Below are 19,472 nucleotides of genomic sequence, written 5' to 3'. Positions count from 1 at the left end.
ACTCGACGATGCGCGGCGCGTTCAAGGCCGAGATCGATGCGGCACGCGAGGCCTGGGGTGATGACGCGATCGCGGTGGTCTGCCCCGCCTTCCCGGCCACGGGCCGCACCGTCGAGCAAGGCATTCTGTATGTGAACGGCAAGCCGGTCACCGAGACCTCGGCGGCGACCGACCCGGTCACGCCCGTGACCGAAAGCCATATCCCTACCCTGCTTGGCTGCGCCCACGTCGCGCCGCTGGCTGAAGACACGCCCGAAACGCTGGCCGCGCGCATCGCGCAGGCCGGCGGCGCCGTGGTGGTGGACGCAGCCACCGATGCCGACCTGGAACGGCTGGCGCGCGCCGTCGGCCTGCTGGGCGAACGCGCCCTGCCCGTGGGCGCGGGCGGCCTGGCTGTGCCGCTGGCCCGCGTATGGGCCGGCGCCGACCAGACCGCGCCCGTGGTGGTCGTGGTGACCTCGCAGCACAGCGCCGCGCGCGGCCAGGCCGCCGCGCTGCAGGCCGCGGGCGCCGACACCTGGAGCCCGTCGCTCGACCAACTGGCCGACGACGCGCAGTGGCAGGCCTGGAGCCAGCCGCTGCTGCAGTCGCACGCGGTGGCCCCGCTGGAAGCCGGCACCATTCTGCTGCTGGCCCCCGAAGGCCAACGCGCGGGCCTGGATTCCGATACGGTCGCCGACCGCCTCGGCAGCCTCGCCGCGCAATTGATTGCCGCCTCGCGCGCGGCAGGTGTCGTCGCCACCGGCGGCGACGGCGCGCGCAGCGTGCTGGTGGCCCTGCAGGCCAACGGCATCGCGCTGGTGGACGAAGTGATGGGCGGCGTGCCTTTGGGCACGCTGACCGGAGGCACGGCCGCTGGCCTGCCCGTGGTGACCAAGGCCGGCGGCTTTGGCACCGAAGACGTACTGGTTCGCGCGGTGCGCGCGATCCGCGACAGGAGATTCAAGCGATGACACAAACCCCTCCCGCGAAGCTGCCCCTCTTGGCTGTGACCTTGGGCGACGTAGCGGGCATCGGGCCGGAAATCACGGCCAAGATGCTCATGGGCCACGACGAGCTGCGCCAGAAGGCGCGCCTCTTCGTGGTCGGCGATGCAGACGTCATGGCCAATGCCGTGCGCAATCTGGGCGCCGATCCCGCCATCGTGCGCAAGATCGAACGTCCCGCCGACGCCACCAACACCCCGGGCGTGATCGAAGTGCTGCAGGCCGGCCCGTCGCTCGCGCACGTCAAGCTGGGCGAGATCAGCGCGGACGCCGGCGACGGCTCGGTGCGCTTCGTCACCACGGCCTGCGCCCTGGCGCGTGCCGGCGAGATCGACGGCATCGTCACCGCCCCGCTGAACAAGGCCGCCATGCACGCCGCCGGCCACAAGTGGCCCGGCCACACCGAACTGCTGGCCCATGAGTTCGGCGTCAAGACCTTCTCGCTGGTGCTGTCGGCCGGCGACCTCTACATCTTCCACGCCACGACGCACGTGTCGCTGCGCCAGGCCATCGAAGACGTGAACCCGGCCCGCATGCGCGCCGTCCTGCGCCTGGCCGGCTCGTTCGCCACCGCGCTGGGCCGCGCCGACGAACCCGTCGCCGTCGCTGGCCTGAACCCGCACGCCGGCGAGAACGGCATCTTCGGCAGCGAAGACGCGGACATCCTGGCGCCCGCTGTGGCCGAAGCCAACGCCGCCGGCATCCTGGCCGCCGGTCCCATCCCGGCCGACGCGCTGTTCCCGCAGGCCGTGCGCGGCAAGTGGAAGTTCGTGATCGCCTGTTACCACGACCAGGGCCACGCGCCCTTCAAGTCCGTGTACGGCGACGACGGCGTCAACATCACCGTCGGCCTGCCCGTCGTGCGCGTGTCCGTGGACCACGGCACCGCCTTCGACATCGCCGGCAAGGGCATCGCGCGCGAAGACAGCCTGATCCTGGCCGCCGAGCGCGCCGCGCATCTGGCCCCGGGCTGGACGCATGTATGGGAAACTGCGCGGGCACAAACCGGAGGTTGATTCCCATGGCGCCCGCCACGCACGACGCATTGCCCGATCTTGACCGCGCGGGAGACATCCCGCTGCACGCCCAGGTGGCGTCGCGGTTGCGCGGATACATCCGCACGAACAAGCTCGCGGCGGGCGCCGTGCTACCCAGCGAAGCGGCGCTGTGCGACCGCTTCGGCGTGGCGCGCAGCGTGGTGCGCCAAGCCCTCGCGGCACTTGCCGCCGAGGGCCTCATTCAACGCGAGACCGGCCGCCCCGCCACCGTGGCGGCGCCGCAGGAACACCGCCGCCTCGTGCAGCGGTCCACTGGTCTGTACGAGCAGTTTGCCCAGTCGGGCGTGGCGCTGCGCACCCGCGTGCTGGCGCTAGGCCCGGCCGAGCCGCCCGCCGAGGTCGCCGAGTTCTTCGGCACCACCCGCCTTCTGATGCTGGAACGCCTGCGCCACGTGGCCGAAGCGCCGCTGGCCTACGTGCGCACCTGGCTGCCCGCCGATGCGGTGCCCGGCCTGCGCGCCGAGCACCTTTCCGACGCATCCCTGCACGGCGTGCTGACGCGGCAATTCGGTCTGCGCCCCGGCGCGGGCCGCAACCAGATCCGCGCGGTCGCCGCCGACAGCGACCTGGCCGCCCTGCTGGACACGCAGGCCGGCACGCCGCTATTGATGCTGCAGGGCCAGGGCATGGACCAGCACGGCAAGCCGCTGGAATGGTTCACCACCTGGCATCGCGCCGAACAGCTGGTGTTCGACGTGGACGTCAGCATGGGACATGAAAGCGTGCAACCCCGGCTGCATGAAACCGCGCCTGAGCCGCAGGCGCCGGTCAACGGACAGGACCCGCTGGCGCGCGCGCAGGCGCTGGTGGCGGAGTTATCGGCGGAGCTGGCGCGGTTGCGTGGGCAGTCCTGATTCGCCACACCGTTCGCGCGAGGCGGTTTTCAGCGTTCTGAGCCGCTGCGCGGCGCGGGCGATTTAGAGCGCTTGTAGGCGCTTTAATGCACTTTCAAGCGCTTCAAGCCGCGTTCCCTCCATTCCGGCTCGCCTTCCAGGCCGCTAACACCCTGTCGCAGATCGCCGGCGCCTCGCCGACATAATTCGCCGGATCGCCCAGACGATCCAGGTCATCGTCGCTGAGCAATCCGCGCGTCGCGGCATCGCTTTCCAACGCCGCACGCACTGCATCCCTGAGTGAACGCTTGTTCGCGACCGCATCGCGCGACGCGCGCTCCACCAGCGCATGCGCGGGCAGGCGGCCCAGCCGCGTGCCCAGCGCCAACATGTAGGCCTCGCCCAGAATGAGACCGTCAGTCAGCGCCAGGTTCTGCGCCATCCGCTCGGGATACACCTCTAACCCGTCCAGCACGCCGGTCAAATGGCGCAACGCCCCGCCGGTCAGCGCGGCAATCTGGGGCAGCACATCCCATTCGGCCTGCCAGCCGCCCAACGCGCGTTCATGTTCCTGGATCATTCCCGACAGCATCGTCGACACCAGCGGCGGCACGCGGACCGCAGCGGCCAGGATGGCCGCGCAGCCCACGGGATTGCGCTTGTGCGGCATGGTGCTCGAGCCGCCACGGCCTGGGCCGGACGGCTCGCTAACTTCACCGATCTCGGACTGCGCCATCAGCGACACGTCGCGGGCGATCTTGCCCATCGTGCCGGTCAGCACACCCAGCGACGCGGCCAAACTGGCAAGCCGGTCGCGATGCGTGTGCCAAGGCATCGCGGGTACGCCCAGGTCCAGCTCGGCGGCCAGCGCCCGCGTCACTTCAGCCCCCGCCGGCCCAAGACTGGCCAACGTGCCCGCGGCGCCGCCGAATTGCAGCAGCGCGATCTGCAACGCATCTTGCCGCACGCGTAGCCGGCTGCGTTCCAGCGCCTCCAACCAACCCGCGGTCTTCGCGCCGAACGTCGTGGGCAGCGCATGCTGCAGCCACGTGCGTCCGACCATGATGGTGTCCCGATGCGCGCCGGTCAGCCGCGCGCACGCAAGCGTGGCGCGGGCCAGCCCCGCGTCCAGCCTGGCCGCCACCTGCCGCATCTGCAGAACGAGCGCGGTATCCAGAATGTCCTGGCTGGTCGCTCCCCAATGCACATAGCGGGCGGCTTCGGCATCCGCGCGCGCGACGGCCGCGGTCAGTTGCTTGACGAACGGGATGGCGATGTTGCCCGCCGCCACCGCAGCCGTGGCGAGGCCGTCCAGGTCCAGCATGTCGCTGGCCTCGCCGCCGCGGCAGACCTCATCGATGACCGCCGCCGCGCTTGGGGGAATGACGCCGCATTGCGCCTGTGCGCGCGCCAGGGCCGCCTCCACAGCCAGCATCTGGCTGATGGTTGCAGCGCCGGAAAACAGCGACAGAATTTCGTCGTCCGAATAGATGGCTTCGGTAATCCCTGAAAGATGGCTCATCGTGCATCCCTCATCGCGCGCCCGCTCAGATGTCGAAGAACACGGTTTCGTCCGAGCCCTGCAGGATGATGTTCCAGCGCAGAACGCCCGCCTCCGCCGTTTGCGCCACCAGCGTGCCGCGCCGGCTGGCGGGCACCTTGGACAGGATCCAATCCGCCTCGTTGGCGCCGGCCTCATCCGGAAAGTACATTCGCGTCGACAGATGCTTGAGCAGGCCGCGCATGAAGACGGACACCACCAGATGCGGCGCCTGCAGTTGTCCGTCGGGTGCGGGCACACGGCCCGGCTTGATCGTGGTGAAGCGAAAGCCGCCGTCTGGCTGCGTGGCCACACGACCAAAGCCGCCGAAGCCCGCACTGCCCTCGCCATGCCGGGGATCGTCAGGATGCCCATACACGCCGCGTGCATCGGCCTGCCATATCTCGATCATGCCGTCCGGCACCGGATTGCCCTCGCCATCGATCACACGTCCTTCGATGACAACCGGCGCCGTGCCCAGGTCGCCGCGCCCTTCCGTCAAATCGTCGCGGTTCAGCCCGGAAAGGCCGATATGCAGATAGGGACCGACAGTCTGTGAACTGGTGGGATAGAGCATGCGTTACTCCATGGGCGTGGCGTTGCGGCCGCGCAGGACGATGTCGAAGCGATAACCCAGCGCGTACTCGGGAACGGTGGTCTCCCAGTCCAGCGCGGCAACCAGCCGGTTGCGCGCCTTCGCGTCTGGCACGCACTGGAAGATGGGGTCGAATTCCAACAACGGATCGCCGGGGAAATACATCTGGGTGACCAGTCGCGTCGCATAGGCGCGGCCAAACAGTGAAAAGTGAATGTGCTGCGGACGCCACCCGTTGTAATGGTTGCCCCACGGGTACGCACCAGGCTTGATCGTCTTGAACTGGTAACGCCCCTGCGCGTCCGTGACGGTTCGCCCTTCGCCGCTGAAGTTCGGATCAAGCGGCGCATCGTGCTGATCGCGCTTGTGCAGATAACGGCCCGCGGCATTGGCCTGCCAGATCTCGATCAGCGCGTCCGGCACCGGCCGGCCGCTCTCGTCCAGCACCCGGCCGGACACGATGATGCGCTCGCCGATGGCCTCAGCGGTCGAAACGCGGGTCAGGTCGTTATCGCCCTGCCTGACGAACGCCGCACCAAACATCGGCCCTGTGACCTCCGAGAGCGTCTGCGGCACGACGATCAGCGGTTCGTTCGGCGACCGCAAACGGGTGGACCCGTACGGATCGAAACGGTAGCCCGGCTGGGTGTCCCAGAAGGGGCGCCGGTATTGAGCAAGATCGGACATTGCGAAAAATCTCCAATTAATCAGGCTTCACGATGCGCGGGCGTGCGGCGCGGCAGGCGCGTGGCGCCTACCCGCCAAACCAGCGCGCGGGAATGATCACCAGGGCCGGGAAGGCCACCATCAGGAACATGACAAGAAACTCTGCGGCCATGAACGGCAGGACGCCGCGCGTCACGTCGTCCATCTTCATCTTCCCGACGCCGGCCACCACGTTGAGCACGGTGCCCACGGGTGGCGTGACCAGGCCGATCGAGTTGTTGATGATGAACAGCACGCCGAAATACACCGGATCGATGCCCGCCGCGCGCACCACCGGCATCAGCACGGGCGTCAGGATCAGGATGGTCGGCGTCATGTCCATAGCCGTGCCCACCACCATCACCAGCACCATGATCGCGGCCATCAGCAGGATCTTGTTGCCCATGAACGGCTGCAGCATGTCCACCACTTTGGACGGCAGATCGGCCACGGTGATCAGCCAGGCACTGACCATGGCGGCGGCGATCAGGAACATGACGATGGCGCTGGTCTTGGCTGCCGATACGAACACCGCGTAAAGCTGGTTGAGCTTGAGCTCGCGGTACACCAGCGTCGACACCAGCAAGGCGTAGGTCGCGGCGACCACCGCGGCTTCGGTCGGCGTGAAGACGCCCATCCGCAAGCCCACCAGGATGATCACCGGCAGCATGAGCGCCCAGATCGCCTTGCGGAACGCGGTGGCGATTTCCTGCGGCGATTTGCGGGGAGGCGGCACGATCTTCTCGCGCCTGACCAGCCACGCCCACGTCAGCCACAACGCGCCCCCGATCATCAGACCGGGCGCAATCGCCGCCATGAACAGCTTGGAAATGGACACGTTGGCCGCCACGCCGAAGATGACCAGACCAATGCTGGGCGGAATGACCGGACCGATCACGCCGGTCGCGGCAATCAGGCCGCCCGCGGTCTGCTTCTTGTGGCCGGCGCTGACCATCATGGGCAGCAGCAGCGCCGTCAGCGCGGCGGCGTCCGCCACGGCTGATCCCGACAGGGCCGACAGCAGACAGCCCGCCATGATCGTGACGTAGCCAAGCCCGCCCTTCACATGTCCGACCAGCGCAAGCGCAAGATCGACGATGCGGCGGGACAGCCCGCCCACGTTCATGATTTCGCCGGCCAGCATGAAGAACGGCACCGCCAGCAACGGAAAGCTGTCTGCCCCGCCAATGACGTTCTGCGCCAGGATCTGCGCGTCGAAGATGTCCAGATGCCACATGAGCGCCACGCCGCTGGCCAGCAACGCGAAGGCAATGGGTACGCCCAGCGCCATCACACCCAGCAGCGATCCGATGAACACGGCGATCGTCATGCGCGTCTCCCCGGCGCGCCGTTGCCGGCATCCTCGAGAATCTGCTTGAGCTGCACCGCCTCTTCAGATTCCTGGACCATGATCAGGTCCTGGTCCTGCAGCTTGCCGGCGAGCACGCGGTACAGATCCATGGCGATGATCAGGCCCGCCATGACGGAGAACACCAACCCGGACACGTAGACGATGGCCATCGGCAGGCCGCTCACGGGCGCGCTGACGTCGGCATTGATCACCGCCTGATCCCAACTGCCCTTGAACATGAGGCTCACGATGTACAGCATCAGGATCTGCCCCACGACCAGGCAGATCTTCTTGCCGGCCGTTGGCAGCTTGGCCACGACCATGTCCATGCCCAGATGTCCGCGCTCTTTCAGGGCGATGACCGCCCCCAGAAAGGTCAGCCAGATGAACATCCAGCGCGACAGCTCTTCCGACAGCGTGATGCCGGAATTGAAGCCGTAGCGCGCCACGACATTGCCGAAGACCAGCACCACCATCGCTGCCAACAGCAAGGCGATGGCGAACTCAAGCACGCGGCAGACGGCGCCGATGAACCTGTCTATGACGACCATGGCCAGCCTCCTTGCGGCTTCGGATGCACGTGCGCCCGCGTCATGCCTTGGCGTCCTGCAAAAGGCCGACCAAACCGCGCAAGGCCGTCAGATAAGACTGGGGCCCCAACCCCTGCACCGTGCCGCGCACCGCGGGCGAAATGATCGAATGCGCGCGCCAGGTCTCGCGCGCGGCGATGTTCGACATGTGCACTTCCAGCGTCGGAAACGGCATGGCCTTGATGGCATCGTGCAGCGGCACGCCGTGCTGGGTCAGTCCGGCGGGATTCACGAGGGCGCCCTGCGCCGAGTCGATGTTCTCGTGCAAGAAGTCGATCAACGCGCCTTCATGATTCGATTGCAGCGTCGACAACTGGACGTCCAGTTCCGCGGCCAGCGCCGCCAGGCGGTCGTTGATCTCCGCAAGCGTCGTGGTGCCGTAGATGTGCGGCTCGCGGCGGCCGAACAGGTTGAGGTTGGGGCCGTGCAGGACAAGGATCTTCATGATGGGAATGCCAGTGCGGGTTACTTGCGGATGCGGGCGAGTTCGTCGTTGTAGAGCTTCACGATCACGGGGTCGTAGCTGCTGGTGAAGTGCTCGATCACTGGCTTGACGACCTGCTGCATGCGGGCCTTTTCGCCCGGTTCGATCGTGTTGAATTGGATGCCCTTCGCCTGCAATTCCGTGACGGCTTTCTGCGCGGCGGCGCGGCTGACCTTGCGCTGATAGCCGCGTGCTTCGTCGGCCGCCTCTTGCAGGATCTTCTGCTCGGCGGGCGACAGCTTGTCCCAGAACTTCTTGCTGACCAGCACGATGTTCGCGGCGTACACGTGGTTGGTCGCACTGACGTACTTCTGCACTTCGTAGAACTTGTTGGACAGGATCACCGAATAGGGATTTTCCTGGCCGTCGACCGCCCGCGATTCCAGCGCCCCGTACAGTTCGGCAAAAGGCATCGGCACGGGATTGGCCTTGAAGGCCTTGAACGTGTCGAGGAAAACGGGGTTCGGAATCACGCGGATCTTCAGGCCCGCCAGATCCTCCGGCTTGCCGATGGCATGCTTGGAATTCGTCACATTGCGAAAGCCCAGATCCCAGAAGCCCAACGCGACCAGGCCTTTTTCCGGAAGCTTGGCGATGAGGGCCTTGCCCAGCGGGCCGTCCAGCAGCGCGTCGGCCTGGCCGAAGTCCGTCACGGAAAACGGCAGATCGATCAGCCCGAACTCCTTGACGATGCCCGCCAGCGACGTCGAGGCCGGCGCGGACATCTCCTGCACGCCGCCCTGCAGCCCGGACTGCTGCTGCATTTCATTGCCAAGCTGCGAGGCGGGAAACTCCTTTACCTTCAGCTTGCCACCGCTCTTGGCCGCCACCAGTTCAGTGAACTTCTGCACCCCGGCGCTGACGGGGTGATCCGTGTTGTTCAGATGGCCAAAGCGTATCGTTCGTTCCTGGATGTCCTGCGCGGCGGCTGTCATGGCGGTCGCGCTCAGGGCCGCCGTCAATGCGATGCGGAAAAGGCTGGTCTTCATCGTTGTCTCCGGTGTTATTTGGAATTTTTTCGATGTCTGGCAAGACTCGGTAGTGGAATGTAATTCCGAGTGGAATAGTTTTCCACCTAGGGTTATCATCCATCACCCCACAAACTTGTTGAGATGACATGGCCGGAGTTCTCGAACGCGCGCTCGCCGTCATGGAGTACCTGTCCTCCAGACCCGAAGGCGTGCCCCTCGCTTCCCTTGCCCAGCAATTGGAGATTCCGCAGAGCGCCGCGCACCGTCTGCTGACAGACCTTTGCCGCTGCGGTTATGTGCGCCAGATCCGGGATCACGGCGACTACGCGCTGACGGCCCGGGTCGCCTCCATCGGGTTGAGTTATCTGGCGGCGACAGGCATCGTCGACATCGCCCAGCCGCTGGTGGATCGCCTGGCGGACATCTCAGGCGAACTGGTGCGGCTCGCCATCGTGGATAACGAAGAGCGGCTGACCTGGGTTGCCAAGGCGCAGGGCGCACGTCACGGTCTGCGCTACGACCCCGAGATGGGATCCGAAGCCAGGCTGTCGTGCAGCGCCTCCGGCCACGCGTGGATGCTGACTATGACCGATGAACGCGCGCTGGACCTGGTATCGCGGCAAGGTTTCGGTTCGCCGGAGGAATACGGTCCCAACGCCCCCACCACCATCGCGGCGCTGACGAAGATGCTTCAGGCCGGGCGCAAGCGCGGCTACGCGATGATCAACGAGGTCTTCGCGCCGGGCATGACTGCGATGGCGGCGCCAGTGCAGCGCAAGGGCGAAGCGGCCATCGGCGTGTTGAGCATCGCCGGCCCGGCGATGCGCCTGACCGAAGCGCGGATGGAAGCGTTGGGTCCCGACCTGCTGGCGGCCGCGCAGGAACTGGCACTGGCCAGCCTGGCGTCGCCGATGTTCAGGACGCGCTTTCCGATGCAGGGCCGTAACGACGGAGACGATGTTTCCGCGGATTAAGCAGTCGGCAGATCTTCACCCTGCGCAGGACCATTTCCCCAGGTGCCCACGCGCGCCGATCGCAGCAGCGGCGAGGCGTCCCCCGCCTGCGCCAGCTCGCTTGCCGCGCGCAGCAGCGCTGGCCCGAATTTCTCCATGGCCTTAAGGGTCAGCCGTTGCGACGGACCCGCCACCACCAGGATGCCGGTGCTTTGATGCCCGGGGCGCCGGATAGGCGCCGCCATCGCGCTCATGCCGGCCGCATAGACGTCCTGCAGAACGCTGTAGCCGCGCCGCCGATGCGCGTCCAGGCTGGTCAGCAACGCACGTATCGACGTGGGCGCGTTCGGCCCGAAGTCCCGCGGTTTTCCCAGCCCCTGTTCGGTGACATAGGCAATCGCCTGGTCTTCGGGCAACGTCATCAGCCACGCGTGGCCGGCCGCGCTGCAGGACAGGCGCAGGTCGATGCCCATGTCCGGGTCATAGAGCAGCCCTGACTTCGCGCCCTGCGCCTTGGCCACCAGCGTCAGACGTTTGCCGTCCACGATGGCCAGGCGCACGAGTTCACCGGTTGCCGCGGCAAAACGGTCGATGACCGGCTGGGCGATGTCGATCACGCCGGACCGGCTCAGAAAACTCAAGCCCATCGACGCAAGCTTGGTCGTCAACGCATATTCCCCGCGCACCGACGTCTGCCGGACGTAGCCGAATTTCATCAGTTCATGCAGGGTCCGGTGGCATCCGCTGCGCAATTGGTGCAGATCGTCCGCAATGTCGGCCAGATTGGCGCCGTCCGGATGGGCGGCCAGGTATTCAAGCAACGCCAGTGTTTTTTCGATTGCCCCGCTCATTGCGTTCTCCGGTTCACCGCCGACGAATTGTTCAATTTTTGAATTCGATCAAATTTTGAACGGCATTCAAAATTATGCCCTATGCTCGCAGCCGGGTATTCACACAATGACCCGCCGCCAAAGCTGCATCAACCGGACCTCCAACGACAACCGAAGAAGGTGCTTGTGATGAATTCAAAGAAAACGTGCTTGCGCATCGCCGTGAATGCGGCAGCGACCGTCCTGGCCTGCCTTGCCGTGGCGGGAACCGCAGCCGCGCAGGACATCAAGGCGCGCACGATGAAGTTCGCGTTCAGCCTCGCCGCGGACCATCCCCTGGGCCAGGGCGCGCAGAAATTTGCCGATCTGGTTGCGGAGAAAAGCGGCGGCAAGATGAAGGTGTCGATCTACGCCAATGCGGTGCTGGGCGGCGATCCCCAGAATCTGTCGGCCGTTCGCGGCGGCACGCTGGACTTCACCTCGATGGCGACAGGTCTCTTGGCCGGCATCGACAAGCGGTTCATGGTTTTTGACCTTCCGTTCCTGTTCAACGACGCACGCGAGGCGTACGCGGTCTCGGACGGACCCGTCGCCCAGCGCCTTTTGAATGGCCTGTCCGATCACGGCCTGATTGGCCTGGGCATCTGGGACCTGGGCTTTCGCAACATGACCAACAGCAAGCGCCCGATCGCGCAGGCGCAGGATCTGCAGGGCTTGAAAATGCGCGTCATCGCCGCGCCCGTCTACATCGACATGTTCAAGACGCTGGGCGCCAATCCGGTGCCCATGACGTTCGGCGAAGTCTACGGCGCGCTGGAGTCCAAGGCCATCGACGGCCAGGACAACCCGGTGGGCGTGATCCTGTCCGCCAAGTTTGCCGAAGTCCAGAAATACCTGTCGCTGACGCGCCATATTTACACGGGCATGCCGTTCCTGATGAGCCGCAAGACGTGGGACAGCATGTCGGAAACCGAGCGCAAGATCATTCTGGAAGCGGCCGCCGAGGCCAAGGCGGAAGAACGGCGGATCTCGCAGGCCAAGGAAGCGGTGGCCATCGACGATCTGCGCAAGGTCATGCAGGTCAACACCTTGACGCCTGAAGCGGTCGAGCGCCTGCGCGGCGCAGTCAAACCGGTGGTGGACAAGTTCGCGGGTGAAATCGGGTCAGACGTCATGCAGCAGGTCACCGCGGAACTTGCCGCTTTGCGGGCCAAGAACTGACCATGGGCATGCTCGGAAAGGCAGCGATCGCAATGTGGTGGGACATTGCGCCGGCGTGGCGCGCGGAGTTCGAAGACTGGCATACCCATGAGCACTTCCCGGAGCGCATGGGCGTTCCCGGGTTTCTGCGCGGCACGCGCTGGACCAGCGCGCATGGCGGCGAAGGATTCTTCGTGATGTACGAACTGGACGCCTACGAGACGCTGGTCTCGCCCGGCTACCTGGAGCGGCTCAACGCCCCCACGCCATGGTCCACGAAGCTCATGCCGCAACACCGCAACATGATCCGCAGCCAATGCCGCGTGGTCGAGAGCGTCGGCGGCGGCTTGGCCAGATATGCGCTGACGATTCGCCTGTCCCCCCAGCCGGGTTCGGAGGACGCGTTGCGAGCGTATCTGAAGGCGCATGCGACGGCGGCGGCGGCACAGCCCGGATTGACCGGCGCCCATCTGATCGTGACGGACACGCCGGCAATGAACGCCACCACGGAACAGAAAATACGCGGTGGTAAAGACCGCGCGGCCGACTGGATCTACGTCGTCAACGGGTATGCGATCAACGCGGTGACGGCCTGCGACGGCGACATCCTGAACTCGGCGCAGATGCGCGCCCTGACGGGCGATGCCCCAACGTGGTCAGAGGTCTATTGCCTGTCCCACACGCTGGAGGCGGCGGGGGCAAGGTAGACTCCCTGCCCCGCCCCCGCGCGCGGCACCGTCACCAGCCGGCGCGGTGCCGCTCACCGCACCATACAAGGCCGCTTGTTGTCGAACTTCCAGTTGGGCACCAGATACTGCATCGCCGTGGCATCGTCGCGCGCGCCCAGGCCGTGCTGCAGATAAAGCTGGTGAGCGCGTTCGATCGCGTCCATGTCCAGCTCGATGCCCAGGCCGCCGGTCTGCGGCAGCTCGACGTACCCGTTGCGGATCTGCAGTGGATTGCGGGTCAGGTGCTGGCCGTCCTGCCAGATCCAGTGCGTGTCGATTGCGGTCACACGGCCCGGTGCGGCCGCGCCCACGTGCGTGAACATCGCCAGCGACACGTCGAAGTGGTTGTTGGAATGCGAGCCCCAGGTCAGGCCGAAGGCCTGGCAGGTTTGCGCCACGCGCACCGAACCCTGCAGCGTCCAGAAATGCGGGTCGGCCAGCGGAATGTCGACCGATTGCAGCGACAGCGCATGCGCCATTTCGCGCCAGTCGGTGGCGACCATGTTGGTGGCGGTCGGCAGGCCGGTGGCGCGGCGGAACTCAGCCATGACTTCGCGGCCGGAAAACACGCCTTCGGCGCCGCACGGGTCTTCCGCATACGCCATCACGCCATGCAGATCGCGGCACAGGCGCACCGCGTCCTTGAGCAGCCAGCCGCCGTTCGGGTCAAGCGTGACGCGTGCTTCGGGAAAGCGCTCGTGCAGGGCGCGGATGGCCTCGACCTCTTCCTCGCCGCGCAGCACGCCGCCCTTGAGCTTGAAGTCCTGGAAGCCGTAGCGGTCCTGAGCCGCCTCGGCCAGGCGGACGATGGCCTCGGGCGTCATCGCCTTTTCGTGGCGCACGCGCAGCCAGCCTTCGGCGTCGGGCGCCGACTGGTACGGCAGCGGCGTCTGCGTAACGTCGCCCACGTAGAACAGATAGCCCAGCATCTGCACGGACGTGCGCTGCACGCCTTCGCCCAGCAGCGCCGCGACAGGCACGCCCAGGTGCTGGCCCAGCAGGTCCAGCAGCGCCGATTCCACCGCCGTCACGGCATGGATCGCCACGCGCAGGTCGAAGGTCTGGGCGCCGCGGCCCTCGCTGTCCCGCCCGGCGAACGCCTGGCGCATCTGGTTCAGCGTGTGCTGGTAGTTGCCGATGGAGCTGCCCGCGATCAAGGCGCGCGCGTCCTCCAGCGTGTTGCGGATTTTTTCGCCGCCGGGGACTTCGCCCACGCCGGTGTTGCCCGCGCTGTCGGTCAGGATGACCAGGTTGCGCGTGAAGTAAGGCGCGTGGGCGCCGCTCAGGTTGAGCAGCATGGAGTCCTGGCCGGCGACCGGCACGACGCGCATGCCGGTGATCGTGGGCGTCTGGGATGCTTGGGATGCGTGAAGAGTCATGATTGCTTCTTGAAAAAGCCCGGCCGCCACGGCCGGGCGCGTTGCGTCATTGCACGGAGATGCCGCCGGTCTCGATGACCTGCTTCCAGCGGGCGCTTTCCTGCTGCTGGAATTTCGTGAAGGCTTCGGGCGAGTTGGCGACGACCTCCAGGCCGATATCGGTGAAGGGCTTGCTGATCGCCGGATCCTTCAGGGCGGCGGTCAGGGCGGCGGACAGCTTGTCGCGCACGTCGGCGGGCAGGTTCTTGGGGGCCACGACGGCCTGCCAGGCGTAGACGTCGACGCCCGGCACCGACGCTTCGGCGAACGTGGGCACATCGGGCAGCACCGGCGAACGCTTGGAACCCGTGACGGCGATGGCCTTGAGCTTACCGGACTTGATGTGCGGCAGCACGGCGTTCACATTCTGGAACGACATCTCCACCTGGTTGCCCAGCAGATCGGAAATGGCCGGCGCGCCGCCCTTGTACGGCACGTGCAGGCCCTTGGTGCCCGTCTTCTGCCAGAAGAGTTCCGCGGTCAGGTGATCGGACGAGCCCGCGCCCGACGTCGCGAAGCTGATCGCGCCCGGCTTTTCCTTCAGCAGCGCCAGCACGTCCTGCACGCTGTTGATCTTGGAGGCGAGCTGCGGGCTGACCACCAGCACATTGGGGGTCTGCACGGCCACCGTCAGGTAAGTGAAATCCTTGGCCGGATCGTAGGTGATGCCCTTCATCAGGTGCGGGGCCACCACCAGCGGGGCCAGCGACGTAACCATCAGCGTGTAGCCGTCCGGCGCGGCGCGGGCGACTTGCGAGGCGCCGATCGTGCCGGTGGCGCCGGCCTTGTTTTCCACCACGAACGACTGCTTAAGCTGTTCGCCCAGCTTGTTGGCCAGCGCACGCGCCACCGAATCGGTTGCGCCGCCGGGCGGGAACGGCACGACGACGGTGACGGCCTTGTCGGGCCAGGCGTGCGCCACGCCGGCTGCGGCCATCAGGGTCAAACCAAGAATCCACTTGCGCGCATTGCTCGTCATTTCTGTCTCCGGTTTAAGTTCTTTTATGTACGTTAACGTTAACATTTTTTTTGTTAACGTTAACATCACGGCATTGTTAGGATATTTCGTCGTATTCGCCGTCCGCCATCCGGACAAACCCTGAGCAGACCCGGCCCGCAAAGGCGGCGTCTGCGGTTAGGCTTGACGCCAGTTTCACGCCACGCTTTTTGTCCCTTTTTCAATGCGCCCGCCCCGAATGCCGCCAGCCGATTCCCCCTCCCGCTCGTCAGAGCGCGCCAACGTGACCGTGCGCGAGGTGGCGCAGGCGGCCGGGGTGTCGATGATCACCGTGTCGCGCGCCATCAATACGCCGCAGCAGGTCTCCCCCGCCACGCTGGACAAGGTCAACGCCGCAATCCAGGCGTTGGGGTACGTGCCCAACCTGATGGCCGGCAGCCTGCGCCTGTCGCGCAGCAATCTTGTGATGGTGCTGGTGCCGTCGATCGCCGGTTCTCTGTTCGGCGGCATGCTGACCGCGCTGACGCAGTCGCTCGAGGCCAAAGGTTTCCAGCTCATGGTCGGCCAGAGCGGCTATCACTCGCCGCGCGAAGACGCCCTGCTGCGCGCCATCATCGGCCGCCGTCCCGACGGCATCGTGCTGACGGGCGTGATGCACTCCCCGCAGGGCCGGCAACTCCTCAAGGCGTCCGGCATCCCCATCGTGGAAACGTGGGACGCCACGGACGCCCCGATCGACATGCTGCTCAGCCTGTCGCACGACGCGATCGGCGCCGCAGTCAGCCACTACCTGCGCGACACGGGCAAGACGCGGCAGGCGGTGCTGAGCGGCGACGACCACCGCGCGCGGCTGCGTGCCGAGAGCCTGGTCCGCGCCGCCGTCGAATCGGGCCTGCCGGAACCGCTGGTGCACTACATGCCCGCGCCGACGACGCACGCGCAGGGCCGCGAAGGCCTGCGCGCCTTGCAGCGCTCAAACCAGGGCATCGACGCGGTGTTCTGCAGCTCGGACATGATGGCCGCCGGCGTCCTGACCGAGGCCGCCGCGCAAGGGCTGGACGTGCCGCGGCAACTGGCCGTGATGGGCTTTGGCGACATGGAAATCGCCGCGTCGATGTCCCCCGCCATCACGTCCGTACACGTGGACGGCGCCGCCATCGGCGCGCAGGCGGCCGAGATGATCGGCCTGCGCGCGAACGGCCAACGTCCCGCGCAATCAGTGGTGGAAATCGGCTTTCGCATCGTGACCCGCGAAAGCGCGTAAACCTGGCCCGCGGCCTTGCCGCAGCGCATTGTTGTCGCCCGGACAACACCGTGCGTCCCTGCGCGGGTCTACCGCGCCGCAAGCGCCACCTCTAGGATCTGTCCTGACCGGCCACGCACCGCGCGCGGCGATTCCAGGAGATCCCACATGCCCACGCCCGCCATCGCCCCGACCGCCAAGACGCAGGGAGCGCCGCATGCTGCCGCATGAATGGATCGCGCAATACGGCGTGCTGGCCGTATTCCTTAACGTGCTGGGCGCATCGCTCGGCCTGCCGCTGCCCGTCATGCCCACGCTCATCGCCGTGGGCGCCAGCCAGGCGGCCACGGCCGGCACAGCGGGCCACGTTGCCCTGCCGCTGGCCGTTGTGCTGGCCGCTGCGGTGCTGGCGGGCGTGCTGGCCGACCTGCTGTGGTTCCGCGGCGGCCGACGCTACGGGCCGCGCACGCTGCACACCGTCTGCAACCTGTCGCTCTCGCGCGAGGCTTGCATCAGCAAGACCGAACGCTTCTTCAACCGCTGGGGCGTGCGCCTGTTGATCGTCGCGCGCTTCATGCCCGGTCTGTCGATGGTGGCCGTGCCGTTGTGCGGCGCCAGCGGCACGCGGCTGCGGTCGTTCGTCTGGCACGACTGCGCGGGCCTGGCGTTGTGGGCCACGGTGGGGTTGGTGCTGGGCGCGGTGTTCTCCGCGCGCGTGGAAGCGTTGCTGGCGGCGTTGAGCGCGCTGGGCGGGCGCGCGTCTGTCGTCGCCATCTCGGCGGCAGCGCTTTTCCTTGCGTATCGCTATGCCCGGCGCGCGTGGGGCGTGAAGACGGCGCGCCCGGCCGGCCCGACCGCTCCTTGAACGGACGTCTGAAGGCAATCGGGAATCGACATCATGCACCTCGGAAAATCCTATCGCCTGTGCGAATTCGTCGTCTGGACGCGCCGGACCATCTACGGCCTTGCCGCCCTCAGCCTTGTGCCGGTGCTGCTGTATCAGGTGGCGGGCATGAAGTGGCTGACGTTGCCGCTGTCGGTGGTGACGCTGCTGGGCACCGCGACCACGTTCGTGGTGGGCTTCAAGAATGTGCAGACCTACACGCGCACGGTCGAGGCGCAAAAGATCTGGATGGGCATCGTCAGCGCCAGCCGTGCGTGGGGCGTGCTGTGCGGCCACTATGCCGGCGACGCCGGGCGCGACGCGGGGTTGGTGGACCGGCATCTGGCGTGGCTGACCGCGCTGCGCTATCAACTTCGCGCGCCCCGCGTCTGGGAGTCGATGCGGAACCGGCCGAATGCGGAATACGGCAAGCGCTACGTGATCCCCGAGCGCCGCATGCCGCTTGAGACCGCGCTGGCCCGTTATCTCCCCGCAGCGGAAATCGCGGCCGTGGCGGCGGCCGACAACAAGGCGGTGCAGTTGCTGGACGGGCAAGGCCGCGCGGCAAGGCAGCTGCTGGACGAGGGCACAATCACCACTTCGGAATACGCCGATCTGAACGGCCGCCTTCGTGACCTGCTCGACCTGCAAGGCCAGGCCGAGCGCATCAAGGATTTTCCCTATCCGCGCCAGTACGCCATCATCAACACGCTTTTCGTGCGCGCATTCTGCGTGGCCCTGCCCTTTGGCCTGACCGCCCAGTTCGACCAGATCGGCGAGGCCGCCGGCGGCTTCATGCAAGGGCAGATGGCGTGGCTGGCGGCGCCGTTCAGCGTCATCATTTCGTGGATCTACACCTCGCTGGAACAGGTGGGCCAGAGCACCGAAAACCCGTTCGAGGGCAACGCCAACGACGTGCCGATCAGCCAATTAAGCACGATGGTGGAACGGGATCTGAAGCAGATGCGCGGCGCCACGGCGCTGCCGCCGCTGTGCACGAATGACATCGTGCTGTAGCCCGCGCGAGTCAGGATGGGGGGCCGGCATGGACGCCCGGCACGCTTGTCGCAGGCAGACCCCTGCGGCAAAATACCTGCCTCCCTCCTCCCTCGTCCCGGCGCTGGCCCCCTCCATGACCGACTCTGTCGCCCTCTTCGACCAGCACCGTTCCCGCCTTTACGCCATCGCCTACCGCATGCTGGGCGCCGTCGCCGAAGCCGAAGACGTGGTGCAGGAAGCCTGGCTGCGCTGGCACGGCGCCGACCGCGCCGTCATCCAGAACCCGGAAGCGTGGCTCGTGACCGCCACTACACGGCTGTCCATCGACCACTTGCGCGCCGCCAAGGCCGAGCGCGAGAACTACGTGGGCGTCTGGCTGCCCGAGCCCATGCTGATGGCGGCGCCATCAACGCCGGAACAGATCCACGAGATGGCCGACGACGTGTCGGTGGCGTTTCTTTTCATGCTGGAACGGCTGTCCCCGGATGCACGCGCGGCGTTTCTGATGCGCGACGTGTTCGACGCGGACTACGAAGACATCGCGCAGACCCTGGACAAGAACCCGGCCGCCATCCGCCAGATGGTGCGGCGGGCGCGACAGCAACTACGCCAGGGCGCACCCCGCGAAGCCGTGCCGCGCGCAACGCTGCAGCGCCTGTTGCAGGCATTTGCCGATGCGATGCAGCGCAGCGATTTCAACGGGCTGCTTGCTTTGCTGAGCGACGACGCCGAACTCATCGGCGACGGCGGCGACAAGGTCACGGCATTTGCCAGCCTGGTCGGCGGCAAGCGACTGGCGCAGCTGTTTTATGCGGGCAAGCGCCGCTATCGCGATGCCTTGGACGTCGAGGTGGTGCAGGTGAACGGGCAATGGACCTTGCTGCGTTTCATCGACGGCGAGCTGGAATCCGTGCAGTCTTACGAAACCGATGGCGAGCGGTTGACGCGGGTTTTGGTGCAACGCAATCCGGATAAGCTGGCTCGAATCGCTGCTTCGCTCAAGCGTGCCTGATGAATTCTGGCTGGGGGTTTTTGAGTTCTTTGGACGCCCGGGGCGGGGGTGGAGGTTTTTGGGTTCTTTAGACGCCCGGAGCGGGGGTGGAGGTTTTTGGGTTCTTTAGACGCCCGGAGCGGGGGTGGAGGTTTT

20 protein-coding genes are annotated in these 19,472 nt (G+C 66.5%); 10 read left to right on the top strand and 10 right to left on the bottom strand.

What is annotated here, in order from left to right:
• The 3 genes from dtnK to RT697_RS21740 all read left to right on the top strand — a co-directional run.
• Positions 1 to 953, top strand: a 953-nt coding sequence (gene dtnK, locus RT697_RS21750; protein WP_313701701.1) for a D-threonate kinase, incomplete at its 5' end; no start/stop codon positions are given.
• Positions 950 to 2,002, top strand: a complete 1,053-nt coding sequence (pdxA, locus tag RT697_RS21745) for a 4-hydroxythreonine-4-phosphate dehydrogenase PdxA (protein WP_105239726.1) — start codon at positions 950 to 952, stop codon at positions 2,000 to 2,002. The genes dtnK and pdxA, both read left to right, overlap by 4 nt.
• Positions 2,003 to 2,007: 5 nt before the next feature.
• On the top strand, positions 2,008 to 2,898 hold the full coding sequence (locus RT697_RS21740; protein WP_313701699.1) for a GntR family transcriptional regulator: 891 nt from the start codon (positions 2,008 to 2,010) through the stop codon (positions 2,896 to 2,898).
• A 103-nt stretch (positions 2,899 to 3,001) separates the two neighbouring features.
• Here RT697_RS21740 and RT697_RS21735 read toward each other — a convergent pair whose 3' ends face one another.
• The 7 genes from RT697_RS21735 to RT697_RS21705 form a co-directional block, all read right to left on the bottom strand.
• Entirely contained in the window at positions 3,002 to 4,399 is a 1,398-nt protein-coding gene (locus RT697_RS21735) for a 3-carboxy-cis,cis-muconate cycloisomerase (RefSeq protein WP_313701698.1), read from the bottom strand.
• A gap of 25 nt (positions 4,400 to 4,424) precedes the next feature.
• Positions 4,425 to 4,994 carry a protocatechuate 3,4-dioxygenase subunit alpha gene (gene pcaG, locus RT697_RS21730; protein ID WP_313701696.1) on the bottom strand — a complete coding sequence of 190 codons (570 nt, stop codon included), beginning with the start codon at positions 4,992 to 4,994 and terminating at the stop codon, positions 4,425 to 4,427.
• 3 nt (positions 4,995 to 4,997) lie between these two features.
• A complete protein-coding gene (pcaH, locus tag RT697_RS21725) occupies positions 4,998 to 5,699 on the bottom strand; it encodes a protocatechuate 3,4-dioxygenase subunit beta (RefSeq protein WP_313701694.1) in 702 nt (233 codons plus the stop codon).
• Between the two features lie 67 nt (positions 5,700 to 5,766).
• A complete protein-coding gene (locus RT697_RS21720; protein ID WP_056563400.1) occupies positions 5,767 to 7,047 on the bottom strand; it encodes a TRAP transporter large permease subunit in 1,281 nt (426 codons plus the stop codon).
• Positions 7,044 to 7,610, bottom strand: coding sequence for a TRAP transporter small permease (locus RT697_RS21715; protein ID WP_409517474.1), 567 nt, complete (start codon positions 7,608 to 7,610; stop codon positions 7,044 to 7,046). The genes RT697_RS21720 and RT697_RS21715 overlap by 4 nt, the downstream gene beginning before the upstream one ends.
• A gap of 49 nt (positions 7,611 to 7,659) precedes the next feature.
• Entirely contained in the window at positions 7,660 to 8,103 is a 444-nt protein-coding gene (locus RT697_RS21710; RefSeq protein ID WP_313701691.1) for a type II 3-dehydroquinate dehydratase, read from the bottom strand.
• Positions 8,104 to 8,123: 20 nt separating this feature from the next.
• The gene (locus RT697_RS21705) at positions 8,124 to 9,131 is read right to left on the bottom strand and encodes a TRAP transporter substrate-binding protein (RefSeq protein WP_313701690.1); all 1,008 of its coding nucleotides are present in this window, start codon (positions 9,129 to 9,131) and stop codon (positions 8,124 to 8,126) included.
• Positions 9,132 to 9,259: 128 nt separating this feature from the next.
• Between RT697_RS21705 and RT697_RS21700 the strand changes: the two genes are divergently transcribed.
• Complete coding sequence (locus RT697_RS21700; protein ID WP_313701688.1) at positions 9,260 to 10,087, top strand: IclR family transcriptional regulator; 828 nt, start codon at positions 9,260 to 9,262, stop codon at positions 10,085 to 10,087.
• Here the strand turns inward: RT697_RS21700 and RT697_RS21695 are convergent.
• Positions 10,084 to 10,917, bottom strand: a complete 834-nt coding sequence (locus tag RT697_RS21695) for an IclR family transcriptional regulator (protein WP_313701687.1) — start codon at positions 10,915 to 10,917, stop codon at positions 10,084 to 10,086. The two genes, RT697_RS21700 and RT697_RS21695, sit on opposite strands and share 4 nt — an antisense overlap.
• Before the next feature lie 168 nt (positions 10,918 to 11,085).
• Here RT697_RS21695 and RT697_RS21690 point away from each other — a divergent pair, with 168 nt between their 5' ends.
• On the top strand, positions 11,086 to 12,117 hold the full coding sequence (locus RT697_RS21690) for a TRAP transporter substrate-binding protein (protein ID WP_313701685.1): 1,032 nt from the start codon (positions 11,086 to 11,088) through the stop codon (positions 12,115 to 12,117).
• Positions 12,118 to 12,119: 2 nt separating this feature from the next.
• On the top strand, positions 12,120 to 12,803 hold the full coding sequence (locus RT697_RS21685; protein ID WP_313701683.1) for a hypothetical protein: 684 nt from the start codon (positions 12,120 to 12,122) through the stop codon (positions 12,801 to 12,803).
• Positions 12,804 to 12,856: 53 nt separating this feature from the next.
• Here RT697_RS21685 and gudD read toward each other — a convergent pair whose 3' ends face one another.
• Together gudD and RT697_RS21675 are read right to left on the bottom strand one after the other, a co-directional pair.
• Positions 12,857 to 14,203 (bottom strand): glucarate dehydratase, encoded by a 1,347-nt coding sequence (gene gudD / locus RT697_RS21680; protein ID WP_313701681.1) that lies wholly within the window; start codon positions 14,201 to 14,203, stop codon positions 12,857 to 12,859.
• A gap of 46 nt (positions 14,204 to 14,249) precedes the next feature.
• Positions 14,250 to 15,221, bottom strand: coding sequence for a Bug family tripartite tricarboxylate transporter substrate binding protein (locus tag RT697_RS21675; protein WP_409408372.1), 972 nt, complete (start codon positions 15,219 to 15,221; stop codon positions 14,250 to 14,252).
• A gap of 217 nt (positions 15,222 to 15,438) precedes the next feature.
• On the opposite strand from RT697_RS21675, the gene RT697_RS21670 reads away from it, so the two are divergent.
• The 4 genes from RT697_RS21670 (at position 15,439) to RT697_RS21655 (ending at position 19,337) form a co-directional block, all read left to right on the top strand.
• Positions 15,439 to 16,464, top strand: a complete 1,026-nt coding sequence (locus RT697_RS21670; protein ID WP_313701680.1) for a LacI family DNA-binding transcriptional regulator — start codon at positions 15,439 to 15,441, stop codon at positions 16,462 to 16,464.
• A gap of 196 nt (positions 16,465 to 16,660) precedes the next feature.
• Positions 16,661 to 17,308: a DedA family protein gene (locus RT697_RS21665; protein WP_313701679.1), complete on the top strand. Its 648-nt coding sequence runs from the start codon at positions 16,661 to 16,663 to the stop codon at positions 17,306 to 17,308.
• Between the two features lie 33 nt (positions 17,309 to 17,341).
• The gene (locus RT697_RS21660) at positions 17,342 to 18,343 is read left to right on the top strand and encodes a bestrophin family ion channel (RefSeq protein WP_313701677.1); all 1,002 of its coding nucleotides are present in this window, start codon (positions 17,342 to 17,344) and stop codon (positions 18,341 to 18,343) included.
• Positions 18,344 to 18,458: 115 nt separating this feature from the next.
• A complete protein-coding gene (locus RT697_RS21655) occupies positions 18,459 to 19,337 on the top strand; it encodes an RNA polymerase sigma-70 factor (RefSeq protein WP_312432134.1) in 879 nt (292 codons plus the stop codon).
• Positions 19,338 to 19,472 lie beyond the last annotated feature (135 nt).

The sequence above is a fragment of the Achromobacter sp. genome (genome assembly GCF_032113835.1).
GTDB lineage: Bacteria > Pseudomonadota > Gammaproteobacteria > Burkholderiales > Burkholderiaceae_B > Achromobacter.
This window is presented reverse-complemented; position numbering and strand designations above follow the sequence as displayed.

Excerpts from the sequence above, each read along its gene's own strand:
- pdxA (WP_105239726.1), top strand. The coding sequence starts at position 950 with ATGACACAAACCCCTCCCGCGAAGCTGCCCCTCTTGGCTGTGACCTTG.
- RT697_RS21740 (WP_313701699.1), top strand. The coding sequence starts at position 2,008 with ATGGCGCCCGCCACGCACGACGCATTGCCCGATCTTGACCGCGCGGGA.
- RT697_RS21735 (WP_313701698.1), bottom strand. The coding sequence starts at position 4,399 with ATGAGCCATCTTTCAGGGATTACCGAAGCCATCTATTCGGACGACGAA.
- pcaG (WP_313701696.1), bottom strand. The coding sequence starts at position 4,994 with ATGCTCTATCCCACCAGTTCACAGACTGTCGGTCCCTATCTGCATATC.
- pcaH (WP_313701694.1), bottom strand. The coding sequence starts at position 5,699 with ATGTCCGATCTTGCTCAATACCGGCGCCCCTTCTGGGACACCCAGCCG.
- RT697_RS21720 (WP_056563400.1), bottom strand. The coding sequence starts at position 7,047 with ATGACGATCGCCGTGTTCATCGGATCGCTGCTGGGTGTGATGGCGCTG.
- RT697_RS21710 (WP_313701691.1), bottom strand. The coding sequence starts at position 8,103 with ATGAAGATCCTTGTCCTGCACGGCCCCAACCTCAACCTGTTCGGCCGC.
- RT697_RS21705 (WP_313701690.1), bottom strand. The coding sequence starts at position 9,131 with ATGAAGACCAGCCTTTTCCGCATCGCATTGACGGCGGCCCTGAGCGCG.
- RT697_RS21700 (WP_313701688.1), top strand. The coding sequence starts at position 9,260 with ATGGCCGGAGTTCTCGAACGCGCGCTCGCCGTCATGGAGTACCTGTCC.
- RT697_RS21695 (WP_313701687.1), bottom strand. The coding sequence starts at position 10,917 with ATGAGCGGGGCAATCGAAAAAACACTGGCGTTGCTTGAATACCTGGCC.
- RT697_RS21690 (WP_313701685.1), top strand. The coding sequence starts at position 11,086 with ATGAATTCAAAGAAAACGTGCTTGCGCATCGCCGTGAATGCGGCAGCG.
- RT697_RS21685 (WP_313701683.1), top strand. The coding sequence starts at position 12,120 with ATGGGCATGCTCGGAAAGGCAGCGATCGCAATGTGGTGGGACATTGCG.
- gudD (WP_313701681.1), bottom strand. The coding sequence starts at position 14,203 with ATGACTCTTCACGCATCCCAAGCATCCCAGACGCCCACGATCACCGGC.
- RT697_RS21675 (WP_409408372.1), bottom strand. The coding sequence starts at position 15,221 with ATGACGAGCAATGCGCGCAAGTGGATTCTTGGTTTGACCCTGATGGCC.
- RT697_RS21670 (WP_313701680.1), top strand. The coding sequence starts at position 15,439 with ATGCCGCCAGCCGATTCCCCCTCCCGCTCGTCAGAGCGCGCCAACGTG.
- RT697_RS21665 (WP_313701679.1), top strand. The coding sequence starts at position 16,661 with ATGCTGCCGCATGAATGGATCGCGCAATACGGCGTGCTGGCCGTATTC.
- RT697_RS21660 (WP_313701677.1), top strand. The coding sequence starts at position 17,342 with ATGCACCTCGGAAAATCCTATCGCCTGTGCGAATTCGTCGTCTGGACG.
- RT697_RS21655 (WP_312432134.1), top strand. The coding sequence starts at position 18,459 with ATGACCGACTCTGTCGCCCTCTTCGACCAGCACCGTTCCCGCCTTTAC.